A 24,062-nucleotide genomic window follows, 5' to 3' on the forward strand; every position below is an offset into this window, starting at 1 on the left:
ATCACTTCAGCTCAATCACCGAACGCTACTAGCCCGACACCTCTACTCACCGCCCTTTCGAAAAGATCGTGCATCTCGTCCAATGTGTTAAGTTTTTGCCGATTTCCTTCTAATTCGCGTGCATATGCCGCTAACGTCCCAGCAACACCTTTACCTGCGGGAGCTTCAGCATCGAAACCGCGAAATACGCGAGATCGGCGCCCGCCTGGCGGCGCTTATTGAACAGGTAGCAAATAAACGGTGCGCATCGAGATCAAAGGAACCCGCGAGTTCTAGTCCGTCAGGGTTTGAGGTACGCATTTAGTGAAGCGATCCACATCGTAGATATGCAGCATATCCAGTCAATTCCAAAGCTCATGGGTCTCTGGGCGGGCAAGCCTCAGGTCCCGACAATGCGCATAAGGTAAATGTCAATCTAGATGCGGCCTGCGGCTTGACAAGCCTTGCCTTGCCCTAAGGATCTTGAGTAGCAAAGCGACTGGGAGAAGCCAACAAGAAGAGCAGGTGTGCAAGACACCTGCACGTTCAAATATGCCATCTAGATATTGCGGAAATAAGAGAGCCGCTGGATTTTCCGTGGAACACTCGGGGTCGACTAACCGTTTAGGCGGAAGACAATCCAGGAGGTTCTCATGAAACACTTCGCTATCGTATCACTCGCCCTCGTGCTCGCCGGTCCGGCTTTCGCGCAGTCTGCGGCCGAGAAGACCGGCGTCAATTCCCTGATCGGCGTTGCGCCAAAGACCGATGACTTCGTTCAGGAAGCGGCGACCAGTGATATGTTCGAGATTGCCTCCAGCAAGCTTGCCTTGGAACGCGGTGACGCTGCAACAAAAGCATTCGCCCAGCAGATGGTGACCGATCATCAGAAGACCACCGACGAACTCAAGGGACTGGTTGCAAGCGGCAAGGTGAAGGCATCGCTTCCGACAGCCATGACATCCAGTCAACAAAGCATGCTCGATAAGTTGAACGGGCTTCAGGGCGCAGACTTCAACAAGCGATATCATGCCGATCAGCAATCCGTTCATGAGGATGCGGTCGATCTCTTCAAGCGCTATGCCGAAGGTGGTGACAATGCCGATTTGAAGGCGTGGGCCGCCAGTACGCGTCCGGCTCTGGAACACCACTTGCAGATGGCGAAGGGCCTCAACAAGTAGGCTGCGGGCATGACAGGAGGAAAATCATGACCGATGAAGAAGCAAGAAAGCTGCGCGCCTATCAACTTTGGGAAAGCGAGGGGCGCCCCGAAGGTCGGGATCTTGCGCATTGGTATCAGGCCGATGACGGCGAGACCGGGGTAGCGGATCAAGACGCTCGGTACGTGCCATATGATCCTGGTGCAGCGGCCGCGGGATCGCTTGTGATCAAATTTTATCATTCCGGCGATCAGATTCGCGGATACGTTCGCAAGATTGCCGAGACGGGCGAAGACGATACGATATTTCCTGGCGAGGAGATGGAGCCCGAAGCCGCTTTTAAACTTGCCGAATCCCACAATGGAGATAGCGGCAAGCCGATTTTCGTAGAGCTCGTCGAGGGCGTCGAATGGGATCCGTCATGGGGCGCGCTCGGCCGTGGTGATCTCGAAACGAGTCCAGTCGAGACAGATGACTCTCGCTCTGCGGATAATCCCACCACCGGGCGCCGTCGCTCCCGTGTAGCTCGAGGGACTGGAAAGGGACTGGACCGTGCGATGGGCAAGACGCAGCCTTCCCAGGGAACAATCGAGACTGCAAGCCCAACCGTCCAGGAGCCCAAACGTGGCAAAAAATGAAAGCCCGTCCAATACGCAAATCGAAAGGGACGCCAGAGGCCAGTCCGAAAGCAACCACGCTGGCGGATCCAACGACGGCGTCAGCAGCGCCAAGCCGCGTGTCATCACGCATTCCACCGACGCGACGGTCAGCAAGAAGCCGCCGGGCAAGGACAAAGACGCAAAGGACTGGGACGTCCATTACGACGAGCGCGATATGAATGACGGTGAGTTTCGAGGATAGAATGCCACTTGAAACAACGCCTTCCAGCGTAAGCCGGACTTCTAAGAGGCGCGATTGCCCGGTTAACCGCCAAGAGGCGTAATTTGATAGGAGAGCCTGATGCACGTCTCAACCTTCCTGCGCCTGTTCGCCGACCCTCATTCCGCCATTGTACCCTTGCGCCACCCGCAAAGTAGTTTCTGTTCGAAGGGTTCGTCGTGAAAAACTAGGCCTTCTTGCTGGGAGCACTCGGCGACGCCTCTGCAGCATCGCCTTGTCGCACGGCCCTCCCAATTCGTGAGGGAGGCGTGCCCAGCGCCCGTCTCCCGTGTGGGGATAGTACTGACCCTGCTTTCCGACCATCGGCTTCGATCGATGTTAGGATGCCGACCATGTTTGTGATGGCGAAATTAACCGAAGCAAAGGCGAGGCACGACCCATCGCACGGCACGATCGGCACTCCACCTCAACCTTGTTTGGCGTCCGTTTCGATTTGCCGGCTCGTATGAGCGATCAGCAGCGGTCTACGTAACGGCGGCCATAGCGATCACGGTAATAGCATTGGCCCGGCTGTCCCGCGACATTGCCGATGAGTGCACCGGACACGCCACCAATCGCAGCGCCCACCGCCGCTCCTCGAACGTTCCCCGTGGCGACGCCCCCGACCACGGCTCCCGTAGCAGCTCCAATCCCAGCACCTTGCTCCGTCGGCGAACATGCCGTCAGCAGTGCGACCACAATCCCAGCGCTGAACACGTGTCTCATCTTCGTCTTCCTTTCGAAGTTGGTTCAATCTCAATGCATCTTATAGGCGAAGTGACATTTAAGCCGCCAATCTCCATGCGAGCAGGCACGGTACTTTCCTCGCTATTTGTTCAGGTCCTTGGCCATCTGAAAATGGTGTTCAATGGCAGGCCGCGTGCTCGCCGCCCATGCCTTCAAATCAGCATTGTCACCACCTGCTGCGTAGCGCTTGAAGAGATCGACAGCCCCCTTGTGAACTTTTACTTGATCAGCATGATATTGCTTGTTGAATAGCACCCCCTGCAGACCGCCGAGCGTCTTCAGCATAGCCTGCTGGCTTGATGTCATGGCATTGGGAAGCGGTGCTTTTACCTTCCCTGAAGAAACCAATTCTTTGAGCTCACCGGTGGTCTTCTGATGATCGGTCACCATCTGCTGCGCAAAGGTCTTCGTGGCGTCGTCACCTCGCTTGAGCGCAAGCTGACCGGCGACGATTTCAAACCTATCGCTCGTCGCTGCCTCCTTGATGAAATCGCGAGTTTTCGGTGCGACGCCGACCAGGGAGTTAACCCCCGTTTTCTCGGCGGCTGATTGCGAAAAGGCAGGGGCGGCGGCTAAGACCGCCAGAGCAACGATAGCGACGCGTTTCATCGGAATCTCCTCCGTTCGCTGTCGTTAGAACAACTGAATGACCGAAGAGTTCCCGGGCAAGAGGATTTGCGATTGCGGTAGTGAACCTCCGATGGTTTCGTGGTCGTCTCGCGGTAGATCGGGCTGGGCGGCGGCGACCGAACCGCGCAGGTAATTGCCATCCTTTACAGCGCTGATACATTCCCATGTCTCAACCCGAAGGAGCCACCATGCAGATCGATCTCACAGGAAAGACGGCTGTGATCACCGGATCCACAGAAGGCATTGGCTACGCGATTGCCAGTCAGCTGGCGCGAGCTGGTGCGGACGTCGTGGTAAACGGCCGCTCAGAAGACAAGACCACGAAGGCTGCCGAACGCTTGAAAGGCGAAGGAGGAAGGGGGAGCGTGATGGCCGCCGCAGCCGATCTCTCTACCAAGGAGGGTTGCAACGCGCTGGTGGGCGAGGTCCCCCATGTGGACATCCTTATCAACAACGCCGGCATCTTCCAGCCGATCGATTTCTTTGACGCTGAAGACGAAGTCTGGGACCGCCACTGGCAAGTGAACGTCATGTCTGCCATCAGGCTGGCACGGGCGTACCTCCCTGGGATGGAGAAGCAGAACTGGGGCCGTGTTATCTTCATCGCATCAGAATCCGGCTTCAACATTCCGGTCGAGATGATCCACTACGGCGTCAGCAAGACGGCTGATATCGCAGTCGCCCGCGGTCTTGCGAAACGGATGGCGGGCACTGGCGTCACCGTGAACTCAGTACTGCCCGGTCCAACGCTCACCGAAGGCGTCGAAGCGATGCTGGCAGAAGAGCGCGCGAAGACCGGTAAACCCTTCGAGGAACTTGCTACCGCCTTCGTCAAGCAGCATCGCGGCAGCTCGATAATTCAACGCGCGGCGAGCGTAGAGGAAATTGCCAACCTTGTTACCTATCTGGCGTCGCCACAGGCGTCTGCAACCACCGGCGCATCCGTTCGCGTCGACGGTGGCGTCCTCGACACGCTTTAACCGGAGAGCCAATCTGACAACATCTACGCAGGCGAGCTTTCTCGCCTGCGATTGAGGTGCTACCTAACAGGGCTTACTGACCCAGCCACTGGTATTCGGCGATGGACGCCTTGCCAGACTTCTTGTCGTATAGGCAAATCAGATTGACCATCTTCTTCGACTTGCCGCTCTTCTCACGAAGAAGGATCGCAATCTTGCCCGTGGCGTCGTCGAAAACAACAGGGGCGCTCGCTTCCGGAGAAACCATCCGTGACTGACCGATGCAGGTACCGTTGGCCTTTGCGAAGAGCGCGTTCCAAGCGGCGTCGCTCGAAGCACTGGCGAGCTGGGTCAGGGATAGCAGACCCGCTGCGGCGGCAAAGGTGAATTTCAGCATCGATTTTCCTCGTGTACATTTCGAATCGCGCCGGACATCGGCCGCCCGTCATTTGCCGTAAACGATGGCGGTATCAGGGCTGGTGGGGACAAGAGCCGCTGCTCGCCTTCCAGTCCCAAGGTGGCCCAGCGTAAATATCGCTGGGCGCTGTACCAGCTTGACCTCAATCCCCGCCACTATGACCCGCAGTTGGTTCAAAATAGCGAACCATTTCGCAGGTCTGTCTCCACCCGGCTGAGTGATCGCCGGGCGGAATGAAGGCCAAAACGGGGCGGAACTCAACAACCCACAGCCAGCGATGATAAGGCAACCACTGCTACAGACTAAGTCACTCGACCGGCTTGATCGAGGTGACGATTGCCTTGACTTCAGCATCGTGCTTGTCTTCTTCGCCTTTGTCTCCCCAGTACGTCACGACGAGAGCGTTGTCAGCATTCACCTGTACGATTAGCAAGCCTATGCTAACGGGACCATCTTCGTCTTTACCATCCCACTCCAAAGTGGCCATCTGCAAACCATTGACGTCGGTGGTGGGCGTCTCCTTTTGAGTCGAAGTGTCGATCGTTATTTTGTTTTTTGCCAGAAAGTCGATCGCACTGCTGACAACTTTGTCGATGGATTTGTCGCTGGCGACTTCGGCTGAAAGATAGACCGCAGAATCGTCCGAGGTACCCTGGACGCCGCCGCCCTCGGTTTCCTCCGGCTTCCAGCTATCCGGGATGGTGATACTTGCAACCGGCTTGTCACCAGGAAATGTCAAGGTCGCAGCGTGCGCCGCGATGGGAGACGTTAATGCAAGCAAGGCAAATGCGATAATTTTCTTCATGATAGAATCCTTAGAGCTTAAAACCGATATGCGGCATAAGCTTCTAAACACAACATATTAAAATCGTGACTACTCTGGCGACAACGCAGCAAGCTTTAAGAAATAAGTCCAACCAACACATTCTGTTATTACTTGCGCATCCACTCAGACGTTAATCTGCAGTTGCAGATCACCTCTTCATCCTCGATGACGGCGCAAGGATAGTTTGGTCGCGGGTGTAAAACGCCACGGTGAATGGCTGATAGATATCTTAGTTGCATTTGCCGCGTCATAGGCCGCCGACGGCATCGCACGATTGCAGAGATACTTATGTGGCGAGACGTGACGTGCTCTTGAATGAAGCAGATCAGCAACCCTGTAAATAGACATTCATTCCGCAGAAAACGCGTCCCAGGATCTTGGCTCTCGGCCGATCCCAGGGCGACATCGCGCAAGGCACGGTCATCGGCGATATGATGTCGGAAGCCTCGGATAGCCAAACTATCCGGTGGTGGTGTGGATGGGAGACGAATGGAGGGGTAGCTGACTGAAATTTTTAATATAGTCTTTTCGGTTAGAACGTGCGGGGTCATGCCTGACCTCACTCCGGATACAGTTGAGCAAAGCAACGTCGCACCATAAAGGCCGCCCTAGCGGCTGTCTGATCGACTGCCGATCCGCAACGTGTGAATATAACACGGGTATCAGCCGAGACCACGCTTAGGCATCTTGACCCAACACGAATTCATTCGAGATAGACCGTTAATGAGTAGGGATTCCTTTCGGATGAATCGGAATGACGCTGGAGGCAAGCCGCTTGGGCAGGCACCGGTTCTCGTCGGCTTGCCTTCTAACGCTGCCAACACGCCAATCTGCGTTTTTGCGTATGTCAAACCATAGCGCGTTAATCTCGGTGTTCGGGCATCGCCTTCAGCTGATCCTTGGTCCAAGACGTCACGCCGTGAATCTCGCCGATTTCGTCGCGCATAAAATCGAGATCGGTCACGCGAACCGAGACCGGCTTTGCACCTATGCCAAGAAAGCCGCCGACGTCGATCACAATACTACTAGCACTACCCACTCCATGGACGTGATCGACTGTTCCGATCTTATCGTCATCAGCTCCGTAGATGGACGCGCCTTCCAAATTAGCTTGTGTGAGTTCATCCTCGGTCAGTCGAATGTGATTGCTATGGTCCATGATCATTCCTCCATTTGGTTGTGCATTGATGTCAATGATCTATAATTGTTTCCATTCGGCGAATGCAGGCTGTGACTGGTTTTCTTGTTCCGTGATGCCGCTGTCGAACATGGTCGGGCAGGACGTTCGATCGTGTCGTCATTGATCATCGTCACCATTCTGGCTGAGTGAAGATGGGATCGCGGGTAAAAAACCATCCAAGCGAACGTCTCCTGCTAGCGCGACAGCCAGATCGCGCCAAATTGATAACTACCCAAGTCATTTCGAGATCGGATCGCCTTGATACGCATCTCATCTTTCATGATCGGATCGTCATTGTGATCTACCCGACTTGATCCTCTGTTGTCGCTAGTCACACCGTCGCATGGTCTTTGTGACACGATCACCATTTTCATCGGTGCGAGTTACACTTTTCGTCACGCATCGGCCGCGATCGTTGTAGCGCTCGTAGCGATCCCGGTCACGGACGGATCCGACCGTAATCCCTTCGTCGCCAATAGTTACACTTGGGTGATGGCGATGATGACGATAGACTGACTCATCTGAAGGTCGACCGATAATTACCTCGTCGGCAAATACAGGCACAGCGGTCATCCCGATTGTAAGGGCAGCTGCACACGCAACAACTATCTTTCGCATTTGCATATCCTCCTTGATTCTCATCCAGATCAACGGACAGATTAGAATAATGTTCCCACTTTCGAGAGTGTCGGTCGCTTCGATATAGGATTGCGTTTTGATCCGGTTTGCTCTTGATGGGATCCTGAGGGATGGCCCATTAAGCCAATGGACGCCAAAAGGCCTGACTGTATGTAATACTGTGTTTCATCACACTTGAGCTGGAGCGATGTATCGCCTTTGGCGCTGCTCCTAGGCCTAACGCGGCTTATCCGCAAATTGGGAGTGCGCTTGGATGTAGTCCCAAAGCCGGTTGGCGACCGGCCCATGCGGGCGATCACGGCGCCGCGCTGCCACAAGCTCGATATCCATGCCCGGGAAATGCTGTCCCGTGATGGGCAACAGGCGCCCGTCACGCAATTCTGCCTCGACCATGAAGTGTGGCAAATGTCCCCACGCCATGCCGCGAAGGACGACCTCCTTCTTCATCGCGTGATCGGCGACTGTACATTGCGGCGCACCCTCAACCACGTAGAAACTGGGTTTTGCAATATTCCGCGCCGTGTCTCGGATAATGCATTGGGTCAACCCACGCATTTGTTCGGGAGTGATTAGTCGCGAGGATGTGAATGGCAGGAAGCCCGGGGCAACTAACGGCACGAAGGAAATCGTGCCGAGATCGATCCATTCGAGGCGCGGATCGGATTTGTCGATCCAATGAAGGATCAGGTCGGCTTCGTTTTCGAAAAGCCGCTCGGACGGCCCCCCGATCGTCTCGAAATGTAGATCAAGCCGCGTATTCGGAAAGCCGGCGAAAAATCCGTTAAGCAATTGCAGGCCATTGTGCAATGGGCAGGTGTCGCCGAGGACCACGCGCAGATGTGTCTCCTCTCCCATTGTGAGCTGACTGGCATGCACTCGTAGCGCTTCCATCTCACCGAGCAGGGCCTGCGCCTTGCGATGAAAGGATCGGCCAGCCTCGGTGAGGCCGACGCGATAGCCGCTGCGATCGAGCAGTGTGACGCCAAGGTTAGTCTCGAGCTTGGCGATGGCTGCAAACACGGCCGTATGCGACCTATTCAATGCGGACGCTGCGGCTTGAAAGCCGCCTTCGCGGACGACCGCGTCAAAACACTGGATTTCCTGGAGCGTGAACGGATGCATTGTATATTCTTATTACAATGTTTTTCAAATCTTTTCAATTTTTTCTGAATGAGACGAGAATTAGCGTCGAGATGTTCTAGGCAACGTCCGCTGCGTCCCGAGCCATGTTTCGCAGTAGCGCGGAAGGTGCCAACATCAAAAGAAGGACCAAATCGATGACGATTAATTCCGCAGCGTCCGCCACGCTCAATCCCGATGAGCCGGCAGCCTTGTCATTCTTCACCACCGGCGACGGCGTCCAGATCGCCTATAGGATCGATGGACGGGACGACCGTCCGGCGCTTATCCTTGCCAACTCCATTGCGACCACCATGCATATGTGGGATCTCCAGATTCCCAAATTTGCCGAGCATTTCCGGGTCATCCGCTATGATTATCGCGGCCATGGCGGCTCGGACGTCCCGGCTGGCGCGTACTCCGACGGGCGGCTCGGACGCGATGTGCTGGAGTTGATGGGTTGGCTCGGGATCAAGAGGGCGCATTTTCTCGGCCTGTCCCTCGGCGGCTGGGTCGGGCAATGGCTCGCCATCCATTCACCGGAACGTATCGAGCGTCTGGTCCTCAGCAATACATCTTCCTACCTCGGGCCGGCCGAAACCTTCGACAAATCGATAGCCGCAACGCTCGCCGCGCCCGACATGAAGGAAGCAGCCGAGACCTTCCTAGGCAATTGGTTTCCGAGCGCGATGATTGCGGCGAACGGACCCGTCGTTCGCCAGTTCCGGGAGATGTTGCTAAATACACCGCGCCAGGGCCTTGCCGGCCTGTTTGCCGCCGTGCGGGACGCCGACATGCGTCGCACCGCTGCCCTCATTCAGAGCCCGACGCTCGTGATCGCCGGCGAATTTGACACCGTGACGTCACTTTCTATGGGCGAAGCAATCGCCAGTACGATCCCCGGCGCGAGGCTGAAAACCTTTCCTGCGGTACACTTCTCCAATATCGAGTACTCGCAAGTCTTCAGCGAAGAGGTTGTGGCTTTTCTCAACCAGACATCCGCCTGAGGTTCTTGCCCAGATCCTGATCGAGCCCAGAAAGCGCCGCCTGCTATGCAGGCGGCGTATGTGGACGTTCCAAACCGACGTATATCTCGCTTGAACCGGTTGGGAGAGGGCTTCGCGGTCACCGGAATCGCGTCAGCCAAGGCCGTCGTAGGTCACAAAAGCCATCATCCCCGTCGCCATGTGATACAGGTGATGGCAATGAAGCGGCCAGTGGCCGGGATTGTCGGCGTCGAAGGCCAGGATGACGCTCGCCATCGGCGGCAGCAGAACGGTGTCCCTGACTGCGCCCGCGACCGGTATTCCGTTGATATCGATCACCTGAAAATGGTGGCCGTGCAGGTGCATCGGATGCGCCATCATCGACATGTTGGCGATCGCGATCTCGATTCGCTCGCCGCGTTTGACGACGAGACTGTCCGCCCCGTTAATGCCCCAGGTGTAGGCGGCCATATCGCCTGTCAACGACAGTTGAAAGCGGCGATCTGCCGGACGTGCCGCCAGCGGGCTGATTGGACGCAGCCGCTGTTCCAGATCGAGGCCGAGAACCGGTCCCTTCGCATCGCCTTCGACCGCGATCTTGCGGATGGCCGCGCCACCGGTGGCAAGGACGACGCCCGTTCGTTCCGTAGCGCCTTCACGAAGCGCGAGGATTGGAAACGCCCCACCTTCCTTTGGAAGGTTGAGGCGAATGTCGAGGCGCTGGCCCATGGCAATGGGAAAGGACGTTCCGGTGACCGGCTGCACGCCCTGGCCGTCGACAGCGATCAGTTCCCCGGAGAGGCGGCCGGTGTCGATGGTGAAGGCGGTCGCGGTAGCGCCGTTGATGATGCGGAGGCGGATCCGACCGCCCTTCTCGACCCTGACGATTTCAGGATCATCGAACGTCCGGTCATTGGCGAGGTAAGCGTCGTAGTCGATGTCATTGAGGTCCATAGCCGCCATTCCCGACATCCCCATGTCTGACAGGTCCTTGCCGGACATCATATGCTGCATGCCGGCCATGCCCTGCATCGAACCGTGGTTCATCGGCATGGCGCCGTGCGCGGCACTTCCCTGCAGCGTCGCTAGCAGCTCCTCCGCCGGTAAGAAGGAAAAATCGTGGAGCAGAACGACGACCTCCTGCTCGTCCCGCCTTTTATCGTCCGCAGTCCGTACGATGAGTGGAGCGGCGAGCAGGTTCTGCTCCTGCAGCGTATGCGCATGCATCCAGTGCGTGCCACCCGTGCCGACCGGAAAGGCGTAACGACGGGTTTCCGACGGCGTCAACAATGCGGCCGGATTGTCCGGCACGCCGTCGGTCGCCCAAGGGGGCGTCAGCCCGTGCCAGTGGATCAGAGTCGGTTCATTGATGGCGTTCACCAGCCCGACGTCGAATTCGGTTCCGGCGTCCAGTGTCAGTCCTGGCGTTCCGTCGGGCTGGAGAACACCGAAGACACGAGCGGACCTGCCTTTTACATCGATGGTCCTATATCCGACGGAGAGAATACTGGACGCTTCCTGTGCGGATGGGGTTTGGGCGTCCTGCGCAAAGGTGCGGATGGGACGGAGAGCGGCCGATGTGACGAGCGCTGCCGCGCCAACCATCAGGCCGTTGAGAAAATCACGGCGGTTCATTGTATTGATCCTTGGGTCGAGGTCGGGCAATGCCGACCATTGGTCTTGGGCGTCCGAAGGGAGGCCCATGGAATCGACCGGGCGCCGCTATGGTGCGGCCCGCGGCACCTTCAGACCGAAAGACGAGGAGGACCAAGCATGGGCGGAAGCGCCAGACCGCTGCCAGTCTGGTCAGCCCATGCAAAACGGAGGAAGGAACCCATGGCAGCGGGAGCATCCTCCCTATCGACGACCGCCAGGACGACGCAGAAGGTGCACTGAGCGACGCAGCAGCCATTATGGTCGGATGTATGAAAACGGCCCTGAAATGAAATCTGGGCGTTCTCCAAAACGGGAGACTGCACGAGGCTGGAGCGTTGTGTGTGATCCAGCTGCTCATGGCACGGTGTCGCCTGCATGCCTGCCGCTGGCACAAGGAGAAGCGCGAATGCGACCAGCATGGTCAGCACTGCGTTCATCCATGCGAACCCGCGGCGGTCGGCGGCCATGTGTGCGGCTCCTTTTCCCTGATCAGCCGAAGCGTCGGATGATTGAATCCCACCGCCACGTTGCGAAGATTAAATGAGGACAGACCGAGGCAGAATTGCGGCCATGGCCTGTGTAGATCCCATTCCGGAGCGACGAAGCCGAGCGGCCCCACAGCAGGAATAAGATGGCGCGAAAACGGCAAGCGTCGCGCCACGGGAGACATGCGGGGCGCAACCGAAGAACTCTCGGAATATGAATGTTCGCCGACCCGTCGCGTCGGCCGCCATTCCTACGCTTCGGAGCGTGTCTTGAGCTTCACACCGCGCCGACCTAGAAAAACGATTCCCAGCGCAGCCGCGAGCACGTAAACAGCCACCGCCAAGACCGTCACACTGCATAAGGCGTTCGACCAGTTCGCAGTGAGAGCTACGGCCGCACTCGCCGCGGCGACGCCCAAAAGGCTGCCGAGTTGACGCAAGGCATTCAACAGGCCGGACGCAACACCGGATGCCGTTTCAGGAACCTGTTCCAGCACAACCGCGATCATCGGTGGCACGGAAGCGGAGGTGCCCATTCCGAACACGGCAAGCGTCGCGATGATCCCAAGCCAAGACGCGTGAACGACAAGCATCTCTGCGGCCAGAGGAGCTGAAAGGGCGGAGAGGATGAGACTGCCCGCCATGAGGCAGTGCTTCGGCATTCTCCCCTGAACCCTGCCGGCGATCACATTACCGGCCGACAGGCTTGCCGCCACGGGCAGCATGGCGAACCCGGTTTGGCGCGCGTCCAGCCCGTATGCGCCATGCAGGTAGAGACTTAGGACAAACAGCATTCCGAAATAGCCGACATAGACGAGACACCCCACCAGATTAGCGGCAACGAAGACGGGATTGCGGAACCACATGAGCGGGACCATGGGATCGGGAACCCGGCTCTCGATCAGGGACCAACCGATTGCCGCGCTGGCAGCAATGATGCTGGCAAGCCAGACTACCGGCGACCCGATGCCCCATGTAGGATATTCGATCGCGGCGAAGCAGAGGGCACCTAACGTGACGATACTGAGGAACTGTCCGGCCCAATCAAACCGCCGCGCCCGCTGCGCGGATCGGTCCGGCACGATCCACGCCGTCAGGGCGAACACCAACATGCCGGTGGGCAGATTGACGAGGAAAACGCTCCGCCAGCCGAAGCTGCCAACCAGCACTCCACCAGCGACCGGCCCGATCGCGGCCGCGACCGAGGCGATTCCGGCCCAAGTCGCGATCGCCTTCGCCCGCTGTTCCGGATCATTAAAAACGCCCCGCACAATGGACAGCGAGGCGGGTAGGAATAGGGCTGCTCCCGCGCCCTGTGCAAAGCGCGCCGCGACGAGCCACGCGACTATGCTGGCTCCGCCGCATATCGCGGAGGCGGCTGCAAATAGCGCGAGGCCGAGAAGGTAGACGCGTTTTGCGCCCCCGCGATCGGCGAGGATGCCTCCGGCAAGGATCAGCGCCGCCATGCTGAGTGTATAAGCGTCGACAATCCAGGCGAGACCGCTGACCGTCGCATTGAGATCGGCGCGCATCGCCGGCAAGGCGACATTGACAATGGTGGCGTCGAGCACCGCCATGAACATGCCGCCGGCTACGAGCCAAAGAGCCAGTCGGCGCCGCTCAAGTGAAATAACCTCGTTTTCGATACCAGAAGCATCGGCTTGATTGCTCTTCAATGTGTTGCATTCCATCATCGGACACCTCCTGTCCGATTCAATTTTAAGGTTGATGATGATGCGATAAAGCAGAGTATATGCTTTGCTGTGATGCACAAACGCATCGATCGTTTTGGAGGAGGTTGCCTATGCCGAACTGGGATCATGCCCGCTTCTTCTTGGCTCTGGTGCGCAGCGGCACGCTTCGCAGCGCCGCACGCCAGCTGAATGTTGATCAGGCGACGGTGGGACGACGATTGGTAGCGTTAGAAGATGAACTCGGGGCGCGGCTGTTTCTGCGAACGCCGTCGCTTTATGTGCTGACGCCCGCAGGCGAGGCATTGGTCGAGCCCGCGGAAGTAATCGAGCGATCCATCGTGCAGATGGAGCGGCGTGTTTTGGGGCTAGACGAGCGACTGACCGGATCTGTGCGGCTTGCGACCACCGACTCGCTCGCAAAGCGGTATGTCCTTCCGGCCATCGCCAGCATACGAAAACAGCATCCTGGTATAGAGGTCGATTGCCTGACCTCACAGGACATTGCCAACCTGACCCGGCGCGAGGCCGATATCGCCATTCGCACGTTGCGCCCAGAAGCGCCCGACCTGATCGTGCGCCGTCTTGCCACGCTGGAAACGGGTATATACGCCTCGCGAGCCTATCTAACGTCGCGCGGCACCCCGGTTTTCGGCAGTGATTTCACGAGCCATGATCTCGTCGTCTACCGGCAGAAGGTTGCTCCGACGGGTTGCTCCGCGCTTTGCGGGGAACCGGCCGCGAGTGGTAGGGTTGTATTGCGGGCTTCGTCGTCCGTCACGCTCGTCGATGCGGCGGTTGCCGGTATCGGAGTGGCCGAACTACCCTGTTACCGCGCCGATGCCGAGGCTGAATTGGTAAGGATCATCCCCGATCGTTCTGCTGATTTCGATGTCTGGCTCGTCGCCCATGCCGATCTTTATAAGACCGCGCGAATTCAGGTCGTGATTGATGCTCTCGTCCAGCAGTTCGATCCGAAGATCTCTTAGGTGCGGTAGCGGACGTGCCAACGCGCTTCTCGCGTATTTTACCCTTAGCGTCGGCCGCGATGACCGACCGTGGGGTGGCGGCGCGTCACCTGGCCTCGCCTTCACCTATGCTCCTGGGTCACGGCGGGCAACATGCCGAACGGATATTGGGACTTGAAGCAGCGCCCTGCAGATCGCTACGCGGGATACAACTGACCTATCGCACTGGCCACTCAATCCTGACATCATGCTCGCTACGGTACCGGCGCAAAAATAGAACTCTAGTCGCGGCTCCGGTTTCAAATCAGGTAAGTTTCGAAATTGCGACAGCCACGGCCGCGAAATCGGAAAGCTTGGAGAGTAGCGGCCGGTCGGAAAACCGGGGCGGCAGGTCCTCCACGGTGAAGCAGGTCAAGAAAAGAAACGGTATCTTGGAAGCAGCAAGTTTGTCCGCGATCGGATAACTCTGTTCCTCGTTGAGCTGTATGTCGAGGACTGCGGCAATCGGTCGGACAGATTCCATCAGTTCTAAAGCACGCTCAACGGAAGGGGCCGGCCCGACGATATCGTAACCCTCTCGCCGAAGGACATCGGCGAGATCAGCGGCGATGAAATATTCATCCTCGACAATCAAGACAGCATTGTTTTCGGTCACCTTCACTCCTTACTTTCCAGTGGCAATTCAATGTGAACGTCCAAGCCTCAGGGTGAAAGATGGTTTCCAACTTGCCCCTCAATCGAAATTCGATTTCTCCGTGAATAAGCTCGAAGCCGAATCCGTTGCTCCCCCGGTCCTTACACGGGGGACCGCCTACCTCGCGCCAATCCAAGGTGAACGTCTGTCCATTGCCCTCCCAGAACACGTCGACGCGACCGTCCTCTTTGGAAAAGGCACCATATTTCGACGCGTTCGTCGAAAGCTCGTGTGCCACCATTGCAAGTGACAGCCCAATTTGTGGCCGCAGCCGCAAATCCGGGCCTGTGAGGGTGAAGTTGCTTTCGCCAAAGGGTCTCAACTCTTCTTCGAAGATGGCCTTCACTGAGGCGTCTTTCCATTTGTCTTTGGACAAGGTGCCATAAGCGCGGCCCATCGCCTCCAACCTGCCAAGAAACGCGGTGCGGAAGGATTCGATAGAAGAGGAATTCGCCAGTGTTTTCTTCGCGATTGCGCCCACGACCGCCAACATGTTTTTTACGCGGTGGTTCAGCTCACGGATGAGGACCTGCTGGTGTTGCTCTGCCTCGGCAAGGTCGGTAACGTCGACCAGCGTAACAACCACCCCGTCGATCCGATGTCCCTCTGTGCGGTAGGGAATTAACCGAACCTGATAGTGTTTTCCTTTCGCATCCTTCGCGAGATGATGATCCAGCATCTCGCCGCTATCGAAGACACCCTGGATATCGTTCTTCAGATTTGGATAGTCGAGCTGGCTGGCGAGGTCGGTGAGCGGTCGTCCGACATCGGAAGGCCGCAAATTGAAAAACGATGCGGCAGCAGGGGTGAAGGTCCGGATTACCAAGCCTCGGTCCAAGAAGATCGTGGCGATTTGCGTGCTCTCGAAAAGATTGCGTAAGTCACTATTAACGCGATCCAGTTCCTCGATCTTGGCGTTGAGTTCGGAATTGATGGTGTTCAGCTCCTCGTTCAGCGACTGGGTTTCTTCCTTGGAGGCTTCCAGCTCCTCGTTGCTTGATTGCGCCTCTTCATTGACGGAGACGAGCTCTTCGTTAGAGGACTTCAGTTCCTCAAGGGCTGTCTCATATTCTTCGATGGTGGATTGAAGCCGCTCCTTGGCGTCGCGCAATTCCGTTTCCAATTCGCCATTGCTGTCATCGGAACTGGTGCGATGCGCGCTCGGTTCCTTGTCCTCCGCCGAACCTTTTTCTTGGAAAACGATGAGATAGAGAGGCTCGGCACCATCGCGTTCTTTCATCGGCTCGATAGTGAAGTCGACGAGCGAGCCCCGTGCGTCCTCAGTTTCGACGACCAAGTTGTGTCGGCTGGTCGGTTGCTGCCTGGCAACGCAGTCCCGAAGGGCCGCACGAAGATCGAGGCGCAGACCTTTCCGGGCAAGCGTCAGCAACTGACGGCTTGGAACGCCCTGGGGCGTCTCCAAAAAGCGAGCCGTGCCCGAAGAGTAATAGACTATGTCCGCTTCACCGTTGACAACGATATGAACCGGCGCGAAGCGCTCCAGAACTCGCTTCTCGACTTTGGCGCGCAGAGAAGCACCATTCTCCCGCGACTGGAAGGAAGCGCCTTCGGGAAACATCAGGGACCGGTTCTGTCCCAACAGCGACGGAATGCGCGGCATCTTGGTGGAGTGCTCCCGCGCCTGGTAGATGCGATGCTTCTTGTCGATCACATTGAAAAGTTCTGTATGCTGACCAATGCTTTCCGAGCTTCCGAGAAATAGGTACCCGCCAGGCTTCAACGAATAGTGAAAGGTTGGGATGACCTGCCGCTGGATGTCTGGACCGAAATAGATCAGGAGGTTGCGGCACGACACCATGTCCATGCGAGAAAACGGCGGGTCCTTGATCACGCTGTGCGGCGAAAATATGCAAAATTCCCTGATCTCGTTCGTGATCACATAGCTTGCGCCGTCAAGCTTGAAGAAGCGGCGCAGCCGCTCATGGGACATGCCCCCAAGGAGCGCCTCCGGGTAACGGGCGGTTCTGGCTACCGCAAGCGCTACCTCGTCGATATCGGTTGCGAAAATATGGATTTTAGGCGCGGCCGTTACCATGTCGAGATGTTCGCGAAAGAGAATGGCCAGGGAATACACCTCCTCGCCAGTCGCGCAGCCAGGCACCCATATGCGAATTGTGTCTCCGGCTCCCTTGCCCTTGAACAGATCGGGCATGACCCTCTGCTGCAGCACGCGGAAGGCGTCCTCGTCCCGGAAGAAGTCCGTCACGTTGATCAGAAGATCGCGAAAGAGGTGATTTACCTCCGATGGCTCAGTTCGAAGCAACTCGACGTAATCCGCCAGAGATTGCAATTGCGTGACCTGCATACGCCGTCGAACGCGTCTGAAGAACGTGTTTGTTTTATAGCCGAAAAAGTCGTGACCGGAATGTGTCGTCAAAATCGCGCAGATGTCCTGATGCGCGCCTCGGAGCGTCGCACCGCCCTGATCGTCGCTTACGTTGCTGACGTCCCCAAGGGTTGCAAAGCTTTTTGCGAACGTACCAAACGCGTTGCCATTTCCTCAACGGGGATCGCAAGATCGATGACACCGCTGGAGATCGCCGACTGCGGCATGCTGGGCTGGCGCGGCGCCGAGCCGTCTGGTGCCTGGGCAAGCGTAAGCCCACCTGCCTCGCGTATCGCCTTCGCGCCAAGCGTACCGTCGCCATCGCCTCCCGATAGAATGACGGCGGCAGAATGCTCGCCCTGATCCTGAGCAAGCGACGCAAGGAACACGTCGACGGGCTTGCGTTCGGGGCGAGCGCGGTCGACCGGGATCATCTTCAAACGGCCGTCCTTAATTGTCAGGACGGCATCATTTGGCATGACATACACATGATTTCGCTCGACCGGCATGTCATCGTCGGCGACGACAATGGGCATCGACGTGAACCGAGCGACGACTTCGTGAAGAAGACTGACCCGATCCGGATTGAGGTGCGTGACGACAACGAGAGAAAGGCCCGCATCGGCTGGCATGCTCTTGAAGAAGGCCTGTAGAGCCGGAACCCCACCCGCAGATGCGCCGATGCCTATAATCGGGAACTTGGCAGCAGACATCTGATCTCTCCTCTGGACACTTGCGCATAGCACCTCAGAGACCGGGCGGGGAGGCTCTTCCCATCTTACCACTGTTTGTTCCTAATGCCTTGTGCCTAGTGTATGCGCTGGGCTCGCGCCCCTGCCAAGTAGTTCAATCGCCTCTTGCACGACCTTGAGTGCCGCCTGCGATCTATCCTCGGCAATCTCGTGCTTGTGGGTTCTTAGCTTGTTCCGAAAGCTCAGCAAGTGGTTGCCAGAGGGGGTTACCCTCGTGCCTTGCCTTTCGCGATGACAAACGCAGCGACTTCGCCAGGAGATTAAGGGCGTCGAGACGTTCGGCAAACGTCATCGCTGATAACATCTTGGGATCGGGCATGGTGTCTCCATCGGGTGGAGCTGATCCGCAGGATGACCGGAAGAGTTGACTTGGAACCATTCGCCGAAAGAGCCGGCGTCTGAGAAATAGGACACGAGAGTAGAGTGCAATTGGTTGGCCCTGGCGCAACTCGGTTTCGATGAAGGGCACCTTTTTATTCGTGCAGAAGCGTCAGCGCGGACGAGATCTTCGACTGAGAGGGCACATTGCTGACCGGCCGCTCGTTCCCAGATCGGCCCGCTGATTACGATACCGCTTTCGGAGCGGCACAAATCGCCGTCCCAACGATATGTCAATTCGCTCTTCGGCCAAACCAAAATTTGGCAAAGCGCAATGATCGCGACGCCGCTTCTTGCCGCTGAAGGGGTTCAACGTGGTCCTAATTTGGGCCAGAAACCGCCAATGGCGACTTGCCGATCTCGGAAAAGATCCAGTCGCGAAACGCCTTGACTTTTCGCTGCCGGATGGCTTCCGGAGGGTAGACGAGATAAAAGCTGGACCGTGCCTTGAGTGCGTGCTCAAAGGGCCGGATCAGGCGCCCGGCCACAAGATCGCCTTCGATTAGCATAGTTCGACCGAGCGCGACACCTTCTCCCTGTACGGCAGCTTCGATTGCGAAGGTGTAGGAATCGAAAGCTAGGCCACCGTTTGAGCCGATGCCCACCACTCCGGCGCTATCGAGCCACGCCGCCCAATCGATCGGATAGTCGTCGCGAATGAGGGTGTGGTATTTGAGGTCTTCAGGCGACCGCAACGGGTGTTCTCCCTCCATAAGGCGCGGACTGCAAACCGGCGAAACATCTTCGCCCGCCAGGAATTCGCTTGTTAGCCCTGGATAGTCCCCTCCACCATAGCGAATGGCGACATCGATGCCATCACCCAAAAAAGTGGTGAGCGTGCCCGTGGTCGAGACGCGAACGTCGATCTCGCTATGAGCCCGATGGAAGCGGTAGAGCCGCGGCACGAGCCATTTGCCGGCGAAGCCGCCAGAGGTGCTGACGGTCAGGGTCGTGTCGGAACGGCGCGTCGTCGCAACGTTCGTGGCCACGGCCAGTTGGTCGAGCGCTTCGCGAACCGCGCGGGCGTAGGGCTCCCCGACCGCAGTCAGGCGGACGGACCGCGTCCCGCGCTCGAACAGCGTAGTCCCGAGCTGCTGTTCCAGATTCTTGATCGCCCGGCTGATGGCGCCATGCGTGACGAACAATTCCTCTGCCGCCTTGGTGAAATTCAAATGACGTGCTGCCGCCTCGAAAGCCGGCAGTGTCGTCAGGGGTGGGAGCTTACGTGACATGCTTTCCCTGTGAGCGTTGATCACAAATCGTGGACTATTACTCGTTTGTCATCCAGCCGGGAAAGAAGCAAATTTCTCTCCATCAGCAGGCAGGTGCGTCAGCAATCAAGTTCGACTGCACTACGAACAGGGAGTTGGAACCATGAGCCTCATTCACATGTCAACCGATATTCTTGACGAACTGGCGATATGGGAACGTACGTATCGGCCGGTCGGCGCGACGATCGCCTTGGTCGGTGCAGCGCGCAAACGGATCAGCCGCCTCGTTGCGGCTATCCGCTATCATGCGGACATGCGGCGCCTCGCCCGCGTTTCCGATCATATCCTGCAAGACATCGGCTTTGAACGAGACTGGAACGGTGCCGTCATCCCACGCTAGGGGTGGCCGCGCCGCCGGTATCGCGAGCCAACAGACAAAGGAGAATGATTATGCACATCTACCCCCACCTCTGGTTCAATGGCCAAGCGGAAGAGGCGATGGAATTCTATCGGTCGGTGTTTAAGACTTCGAAAGTCCTTCAGCGCACAGAGCTGCCAGACCCGGAATTGTCGGTCGTGCGGTTCGAACTCAGCGGCCTGCAAATCGCCGCGCTGAATGCCAATTCCAAGGTGCCATACAACGAGGCGTTCTCGTTGCTCGTCGAAACGGGCGATCAGGAAGAGACCGACTATTACTGGAATGCGCTGATTGCCGACGGCGGCAAGGAGCAACCCTGCGGCTGGCTGACCGACAAATTCGGCGTCTACTGGCAGGTTACGCCGACGATCCTGCTCAAGATGATCGCCGATCCGGACAAGGTAAAGGCGAGCCGCGTGATGCAGGCGATGTATAAGATGAAGAAGATCGTCATCGCTGACCTCGAGCGCGCCTATCAGGGCTAGCGGCGAATTCGCCACTCACCCCAAGGCCCTCGCGGCAACACGATACGCAGGAACCTACGACAACGCTAATCAGGAAAAAGGTTCTCGTCATCAGCGGCAGCTCCGGTGTTGGTCTCGGTGTGCGACCGCCGCGCTCAAAAGGCGGCGAGGTCGTCATCGTCGGACCATCAGAGGACAAACTGCAGGCAGCCGAACGGTTGGTTGAGCCGATCGGCACTGTCGCAGCAGCCTTGACCAAAGAAACCGACATCGGTTCGCAGCGATCGGCGCCTAGCTGCGGCAGCCGACCTCTTCTCACCGTGTCGGGAAATCAGGACCGATTTTTATTTGGTACCGGCAGGATCCAGTTCGTTGCCCTGACTGAAGTGCAGATATGACCTCACCGCCGGCGTCAAAAAACCGCTCTTTGCCGATGACTGCACAATGCGCAAAGGTCGCTTTGCGCACTCGTGCGTCGCCCCAATACGCGTCACACAGTTATGTGCGAGATGCCAATGAAAATCAGGTAGACGCCCAATGTCGCTTCTAGTGGACGGCGGACAAGCGAAAATAGCCTCTGGATCGGTCCAAGGCGAAACATCAGAGCTAGAAAGCCAAACCAGCTAAGGGCGATAGCAAATACGACCAGGGCCACCAGCGCCGGTTTCGTTTGAAGATCAGTCAAGCCCAGTCCGAGTGCCGATGTTGCAAAGAAAACTGCGGTGAGCGGATTTGTCATAGCTGTCATAAGTGCCACCAAGAAACTTCGTGATGCACGGCCTGGCCTGGACGAACGTGGGGCAGCGCCTGTGCGAACGGAGCGAAGCAGCGCTCTTGCGCCGATGACGCCCAGCGTCAAGGTGAAACTGGTTTGGGCAAGGCTATGCCAGACCTCATTGCGGACGATCGATAGAAAACCAGAGCTCGCAATTAATGCAAGCATACCTGCTCCACTAGCAATGCCAGCAGCAACCGACAAAGCTCCTCTTCGAGATCCGTGGAGGCTAGAGTCAACCACCATCGCGAAGTTGGGACCCGGCACAGCTATTATGGCCAGGTAAGAGGTTGCAAAATAGGTGAGCTCCCGAATGAACAAGGTTGGATTGTGCACGCTCAGGTCCGTTTTCCCGCACCAGCGGTCTTCCGCCAGCTTCAACGCCGCAAAACACTACATGTGCGAGAACACGGTCAAAACCGGCATATGCCGGTGGAGCTTGCCTTTTCGATAACGGATCGCCGCACGCGCTAGATGTGCCGGCGCGGCGTGTCCGACGCATTTCGAGCACGATGATCTGGAGGAATCTTTTTGCGCGGTCATACTCACCGCTCCTGTTCACAACAAGAAAACCGACGGCTTGTTTTTGGTCTCGTTTCGGATATCAAATGACAACCTGTCCAACGGTCACTTTAACCTTATCGGAGCCACGACCGTGGTTTTCAATTCGGAAGTACTTTCGTCGGTCATCGGATCAATCTATGAGGCTGCCTACAGCCCGGAGCACTGGCGAACTGTTGTTGAAGAAATGCGGGTTGCTTTCAACGGGTCTAAAGCCTGCCTCACCAAAATGGGACCGACGGTAACGGCCAACGACGCCATCACGACCGGCCCGAACGCGGAATATCTGGAAAAATACCTCAGCGAGCATGCACCCTATGAGAACGCCTTGGAGCTGGCGGTCGCAGCGGCACCTGAAGGTCTGATCTATAATGACCACGCGCTTGTCGGAAGAGACAAGCTCCGTCGGAGCCGACTCTGGAACGAATGGATGGCCCCGCAGGACATGTATGAAGGTCTTGCCAGCAAGCTGCTCACGGAAGGCCGCTCGTTCTGGTTTTTTGATATCCAGCGCGGCAAAAGTCAGCGGTCCTTTGATGGTGAGGACATTAAATGGTTCAAGCAAGTCGCGCCGCACCTTCGGCGAGCCAATCAGATTTCGCGAAAATTTGGCGGGATGAAGCTGATGTCGCTTGCGTTCGAGCATTTGCCCTTTGGCGCTGTCATTGTTGACGGACAGCGGCGGGTCCTGGCGACCAACAGTCAGGCGGAAGCGATCCTCTCGTTGCCGTCGTGCGGGATCACTGTCCGGGGAGGACTGCTCGACGCGCGGCATTCACGCAACGCCGAAAAGTTGCTGCATCTGATTGCCGACGCCAGTTGCAGGCGGGACAGCACCGTGCCTGGCACAGGAGGCGACATGCTAATGTCCTCTGACGTCGAGCAAAATGAAATTCCCGACCTCGCGGTGTCGGTTGGGCCCCTGCTAGAGGGCATCCACTCGGACACCTTTGGGGGCCATGCGGTCGTGTTCATACGGAAATTGTCATTCGATTTGCCGGAGAGCTTTGTGGATTATATGAGAACCGTGTTCGGCATGACGCCGAAGGAAGCCATGCTCTCTGCGTCTCTTGCCGAAGGTCTATCCTTGAAGGACGCCGCCCAGCGCCATGGCATTCGCTTCACGACGGCGCGATCTTATCTGGAGAGCATCTTCCAGAAGACCGGCGTACGTCAGCAAAGCCAGCTCGTCGCCGTGCTCAAGACGATCCAGCCGATCACTTGGCGCGGCGCTTAAACGCTTCGAGTGGAATAGAACCGACGCGAGACATCCGATCGCCGCCCCCGCCGCTACGGATCAATCCCACCAGCGATGGGAGACTTGCGATGGATACATTTAGCCCAGCAAATCAGGATATCGCGTTTTCGTTGGTCGACCCCTGCCAAATGAGATCGCTACCGAACTGGTGCCCCAACAGCCATAATCGGATCAAATGCGTATGCCACGGACGCCCCCGAAAAACGCGAGGCGGAGACCGAGCAGGATCGTGACGATGCCGGCGAACCGCTCTTGCCACAGTGCAAGAAGCGGTCGCTGCGAAAGCCAACCGCCGAATGTCCCCGACCCGATAGCGACGACGCTCAAGATCATGAAATTGGAAAGCTTGGTTACTGATCCAAGGAGAACGAGCTGCGCGGCGGCCGACCAGCGGCTCGTCGGGTCGACGAATTGGGGGAGGAACGCGAAGAGGAATGCAAGCGCTTTCGGGTTGGTCAAATTGATTATGCCCTCGCGGAGCGCTTTTCCGCTCGAAATGGATGAAGGAGCCGGAGGACCATATTGGTTATGGCTGCGAGCCCGAAGGAGAAGCTTGGCACCCAGCCAAATCAGATAGGATGCTCCAAGCCAGCGCAGTATATCGAACGCGAGGGGCGAGGCTTGAAGGATCGATGCGACGCCGAGAACCAATAGGACGATCTGAATGCAGCCGGATATGAGGGTCATACCCACTACGCACAGAATGGCGGTCCGGCGACCCTGACCAATCCCTCTTCCAATCACGAGAACATTGTCCGGCCCTGGGGAAAGCTGCATCGCCAGAACGGCGGCGTAAAAGGTGAGAAACGTCCCGAAGTTCAACATGGGTCGTCCTCTGATCGCATTGGCAAAATAGTAGGGCATGATTGGCGAGATCCAACC

At 57.4% G+C, this 24,062-nt stretch carries 25 protein-coding genes and 1 pseudogene; 11 read left to right on the plus strand and 15 right to left on the minus strand.

Going from position 1 to position 24,062, the window contains the following annotated elements; genetic code table 11:
* The first annotated feature begins 632 nt into the window (after positions 1–632).
* From HGP16_RS18455 to HGP16_RS18465, 3 genes are read left to right on the plus strand one after another with little or no spacing between them, the layout of a single operon-like run.
* Positions 633–1,160, plus strand: coding sequence for a DUF4142 domain-containing protein (locus HGP16_RS18455; RefSeq protein ID WP_168841476.1), 528 nt, complete (start codon positions 633–635; stop codon positions 1,158–1,160).
* Between the two features lie 26 nt (positions 1,161–1,186).
* Complete coding sequence (locus tag HGP16_RS18460) at positions 1,187–1,777, plus strand: DUF2934 domain-containing protein (RefSeq protein WP_168841477.1); 591 nt, start codon at positions 1,187–1,189, stop codon at positions 1,775–1,777.
* Positions 1,764–2,000, plus strand: a complete 237-nt coding sequence (locus HGP16_RS18465; protein ID WP_246705577.1) for a hypothetical protein — start codon at positions 1,764–1,766, stop codon at positions 1,998–2,000. Before HGP16_RS18460 ends, HGP16_RS18465 begins: the two co-directional genes overlap by 14 nt.
* Before the next feature lie 492 nt (positions 2,001–2,492).
* On the opposite strand, the gene HGP16_RS18470 is transcribed toward HGP16_RS18465, so the two are convergent.
* Positions 2,493–2,744, minus strand: coding sequence for a YMGG-like glycine zipper-containing protein (locus HGP16_RS18470; protein ID WP_168841478.1), 252 nt, complete (start codon positions 2,742–2,744; stop codon positions 2,493–2,495).
* 102 nt (positions 2,745–2,846) lie between these two features.
* Positions 2,847–3,374 carry a DUF4142 domain-containing protein gene (locus tag HGP16_RS18475; protein ID WP_168841479.1) on the minus strand — a complete coding sequence of 176 codons (528 nt, stop codon included), beginning with the start codon at positions 3,372–3,374 and terminating at the stop codon, positions 2,847–2,849.
* 209 nt (positions 3,375–3,583) lie between these two features.
* On the opposite strand from HGP16_RS18475, the gene HGP16_RS18480 reads away from it, so the two are divergent.
* On the plus strand, positions 3,584–4,375 hold the full coding sequence (locus HGP16_RS18480; RefSeq protein ID WP_168841480.1) for an SDR family NAD(P)-dependent oxidoreductase: 792 nt from the start codon (positions 3,584–3,586) through the stop codon (positions 4,373–4,375).
* Between the two features lie 73 nt (positions 4,376–4,448).
* Here the strand turns inward: HGP16_RS18480 and HGP16_RS18485 are convergent, their stop codons facing one another.
* From HGP16_RS18485 to HGP16_RS18495, 3 genes are all read right to left on the minus strand, one after another.
* Positions 4,449–4,751: a hypothetical protein gene (locus HGP16_RS18485; RefSeq protein ID WP_168841481.1), complete on the minus strand. Its 303-nt coding sequence runs from the start codon at positions 4,749–4,751 to the stop codon at positions 4,449–4,451.
* A 328-nt stretch (positions 4,752–5,079) separates the two neighbouring features.
* A complete protein-coding gene (locus HGP16_RS18490; protein WP_168841482.1) occupies positions 5,080–5,577 on the minus strand; it encodes a histidine kinase in 498 nt (165 codons plus the stop codon).
* A gap of 883 nt (positions 5,578–6,460) precedes the next feature.
* Entirely contained in the window at positions 6,461–6,757 is a 297-nt protein-coding gene (locus HGP16_RS18495) for a PRC-barrel domain-containing protein (protein WP_168841483.1), read from the minus strand.
* 342 nt (positions 6,758–7,099) lie between these two features.
* Between HGP16_RS18495 and HGP16_RS18500 the strand changes: the two genes are divergently transcribed.
* Complete coding sequence (locus HGP16_RS18500; RefSeq protein ID WP_168841484.1) at positions 7,100–7,294, plus strand: hypothetical protein; 195 nt, start codon at positions 7,100–7,102, stop codon at positions 7,292–7,294.
* Between the two features lie 339 nt (positions 7,295–7,633).
* Here HGP16_RS18500 and HGP16_RS18505 read toward each other — a convergent pair whose 3' ends face one another.
* A complete protein-coding gene (locus HGP16_RS18505) occupies positions 7,634–8,539 on the minus strand; it encodes a LysR family transcriptional regulator (protein ID WP_168841485.1) in 906 nt (301 codons plus the stop codon).
* A 155-nt stretch (positions 8,540–8,694) separates the two neighbouring features.
* On the opposite strand from HGP16_RS18505, the gene HGP16_RS18510 reads away from it, so the two are divergent.
* Entirely contained in the window at positions 8,695–9,543 is an 849-nt protein-coding gene (locus tag HGP16_RS18510) for an alpha/beta fold hydrolase (RefSeq protein WP_168841486.1), read from the plus strand.
* Between the two features lie 132 nt (positions 9,544–9,675).
* Here the strand turns inward: HGP16_RS18510 and HGP16_RS18515 are convergent, their stop codons facing one another.
* The 3 genes from HGP16_RS18515 to HGP16_RS18525 form a co-directional block, all read right to left on the minus strand.
* Positions 9,676–11,157 (minus strand): multicopper oxidase family protein, encoded by a 1,482-nt coding sequence (locus tag HGP16_RS18515; RefSeq protein ID WP_168841487.1) that lies wholly within the window; start codon positions 11,155–11,157, stop codon positions 9,676–9,678.
* A gap of 110 nt (positions 11,158–11,267) precedes the next feature.
* A complete protein-coding gene (locus HGP16_RS18520) occupies positions 11,268–11,645 on the minus strand; it encodes a hypothetical protein (protein ID WP_168841488.1) in 378 nt (125 codons plus the stop codon).
* Positions 11,646–11,914: 269 nt separating this feature from the next.
* A complete protein-coding gene (locus HGP16_RS18525; RefSeq protein ID WP_168841489.1) occupies positions 11,915–13,357 on the minus strand; it encodes an MFS transporter in 1,443 nt (480 codons plus the stop codon).
* A 110-nt stretch (positions 13,358–13,467) separates the two neighbouring features.
* Here HGP16_RS18525 and HGP16_RS18530 point away from each other — a divergent pair, with 110 nt between their 5' ends.
* Positions 13,468–14,343, plus strand: coding sequence for a LysR family transcriptional regulator (locus tag HGP16_RS18530; protein ID WP_168841490.1), 876 nt, complete (start codon positions 13,468–13,470; stop codon positions 14,341–14,343).
* 46 nt (positions 14,344–14,389) lie between these two features.
* Positions 14,390–14,535 (plus strand): annotated as a pseudogene (locus HGP16_RS34695) (IS66 family transposase); the annotation flags it as partial.
* Positions 14,536–14,626: 91 nt separating this feature from the next.
* Here HGP16_RS34695 and HGP16_RS18535 read toward each other — a convergent pair.
* The 4 genes from HGP16_RS18535 to HGP16_RS18545 form a co-directional block, all read right to left on the minus strand.
* The gene (locus HGP16_RS18535; protein ID WP_168841491.1) at positions 14,627–14,977 is read right to left on the minus strand and encodes a response regulator; all 351 of its coding nucleotides are present in this window, start codon (positions 14,975–14,977) and stop codon (positions 14,627–14,629) included.
* Positions 14,940–17,414, minus strand: coding sequence for a CheR family methyltransferase (locus HGP16_RS18540; RefSeq protein ID WP_246705554.1), 2,475 nt, complete (start codon positions 17,412–17,414; stop codon positions 14,940–14,942). The genes HGP16_RS18535 and HGP16_RS18540 overlap by 38 nt, the downstream gene beginning before the upstream one ends.
* Positions 17,415–17,470: 56 nt before the next feature.
* On the minus strand, positions 17,471–18,076 hold the full coding sequence (locus HGP16_RS34010) for a chemotaxis protein CheB (RefSeq protein ID WP_246705555.1): 606 nt from the start codon (positions 18,074–18,076) through the stop codon (positions 17,471–17,473).
* Positions 18,077–18,813: 737 nt separating this feature from the next.
* Complete coding sequence (locus HGP16_RS18545; RefSeq protein WP_168841492.1) at positions 18,814–19,725, minus strand: transcriptional regulator GcvA; 912 nt, start codon at positions 19,723–19,725, stop codon at positions 18,814–18,816.
* Positions 19,726–19,867: 142 nt separating this feature from the next.
* On the opposite strand from HGP16_RS18545, the gene HGP16_RS18550 reads away from it, so the two are divergent.
* Positions 19,868–20,104, plus strand: a complete 237-nt coding sequence (locus HGP16_RS18550; RefSeq protein WP_168841493.1) for a DUF1127 domain-containing protein — start codon at positions 19,868–19,870, stop codon at positions 20,102–20,104.
* A 50-nt stretch (positions 20,105–20,154) separates the two neighbouring features.
* Positions 20,155–20,607: a VOC family protein gene (locus HGP16_RS18555; RefSeq protein ID WP_205927530.1), complete on the plus strand. Its 453-nt coding sequence runs from the start codon at positions 20,155–20,157 to the stop codon at positions 20,605–20,607.
* Positions 20,608–21,076: 469 nt separating this feature from the next.
* Here the strand turns inward: HGP16_RS18555 and HGP16_RS18560 are convergent, their stop codons facing one another.
* The gene (locus HGP16_RS18560) at positions 21,077–21,697 is read right to left on the minus strand and encodes a LysE family translocator (protein WP_168841494.1); all 621 of its coding nucleotides are present in this window, start codon (positions 21,695–21,697) and stop codon (positions 21,077–21,079) included.
* A 319-nt stretch (positions 21,698–22,016) separates the two neighbouring features.
* Between HGP16_RS18560 and HGP16_RS18565 the strand changes: the two genes are divergently transcribed.
* Positions 22,017–23,159 carry a helix-turn-helix transcriptional regulator gene (locus HGP16_RS18565; protein ID WP_168841495.1) on the plus strand — a complete coding sequence of 381 codons (1,143 nt, stop codon included), beginning with the start codon at positions 22,017–22,019 and terminating at the stop codon, positions 23,157–23,159.
* A 192-nt stretch (positions 23,160–23,351) separates the two neighbouring features.
* Here HGP16_RS18565 and HGP16_RS18570 read toward each other — a convergent pair whose 3' ends face one another.
* Entirely contained in the window at positions 23,352–24,044 is a 693-nt protein-coding gene (locus tag HGP16_RS18570) for a LysE family translocator (RefSeq protein WP_246705556.1), read from the minus strand.
* Positions 24,045–24,062: the final 18 nt, after the last annotated feature.

Source organism: Rhizobium sp. P40RR-XXII, from assembly GCF_012641405.1.
GTDB lineage: Bacteria > Pseudomonadota > Alphaproteobacteria > Rhizobiales > Rhizobiaceae > Rhizobium.